Origin of the sequence: Methylorubrum zatmanii (assembly GCF_014845115.1) — a bacterium.
Lineage (GTDB): Bacteria > Pseudomonadota > Alphaproteobacteria > Rhizobiales > Beijerinckiaceae > Methylobacterium > Methylobacterium zatmanii.
Genome location: NZ_NKUI01000375.1, coordinates 1 through 1180, shown reverse-complemented (window position 1 = coordinate 1180; position 1180 = coordinate 1). Strand labels below are relative to the sequence as shown.

General features: G+C 76.8%; 1 protein-coding gene. It reads right to left on the bottom strand.

Annotation, left to right across the window (positions count from 1 at the left end; translation table 11 throughout):
- A partial coding sequence (locus MZTS_RS24825; protein WP_192285991.1) for a tetratricopeptide repeat protein occupies positions 1-1180 on the bottom strand: 1180 nt, incomplete at both ends.

The following is a 1180-nucleotide window of genomic DNA, read 5'->3' as shown; positions in this document are numbered from 1 at the left end:
GGGGACTTGGCGGGGTCGGGGCGGGCCGCGGCCGTGCGATGCAGCGGCAGGTAGCAGGCCGCGATGGCGACCCGGCGCCAATCCGCCGCGCCCGCGTCGGCCTCGGCTCGACCGAAGCCCGCGCACAGGGCCGCCAGGGCGACCTCCTCCTGCTCGTCGGTGCAGTAGAGGTACTCGTTGAGGAAGCACTGGCGCGCCAGGGCGCAGGCGAGGGTGAGGTCCGGTGCGGGCGGCGCCCCCTCCCGCGCCGCCAGGAGCAGGCTTCGCCGCACCTCCGTCAGCAGGAGCTCAAGCCCGAGATCGGGAATGGGGGCGGCGGCGAGGAGCGCGCGGAACAGCGCGTCGTCCAGCAGGGCGCGGACGACCGCATCGGCTTCGGCGACGGTCTCGCGGGCACGCGGGGGATCGGCCGCCAACCGGGCGAGCAGGCCGTCGACGGCCGCATCCTGCCGCAGCGCCGCGACGGCCGCGGTGGCGAGCAGGCGCGGGTCGACGTCGGCCCGCCCGAACAGGGCGATCAGCACCGCCCGGAAACGTGGTCCCGCCGGCACCGCGCCGAGGTGCAGGAGCTCGCGGGCGAGCAGGCGCGGGAAGCCGGGCTGGTCCGGCGCGCAGGCGACGGCCTCCGCGAGGGCCGAGAGGCCCGCGAGCGTCTCGCCGGCCCGGAGGCGGGCGCTCCCGAGATTGGCCCAGAGCGGCGCCCGCGCCGGCGCCATCGTGACGGGGGTGGCCCGGAGCGCGGCCTCGAAGAAGGGCACGGCTTGGCCGAACTCGCCCTCCCGCACCAGCAGGAGCGCGAAGCCCGCCAGGCAGTGGGCGAGCTCCGGCTTCAGCATCAAGGCGCTCTGGTAGGCCTTGGCGGCCTCCGTGAAGCGCCCGAGCGCGCGCAGCATCTCGCCCGCCTGGCCATGCGCCTCGGCGAAATCGGGGCGGAGCTCGGCGGCCTTCCGGAAGTGGCGCAGGGCCGAGCCCGGCGCGCCGGTCTGCCGGTGCGCCTCGCCGAGGTTGAACTGCAGCAGCGGATCCTTGGACCGCGTCGCACGCACCCGCTCGAAGTGGGCCAGCGCCTCCTCGGGCCGGCCCCGGTTCAAGGCGACGCAGCCGAGCACGTCGAGGGCGGTGGGCTCATGGGGGCGGGCCGCGAGCACCGACCGGGCCTGGTGCTCGGCCTCGTCGAGAC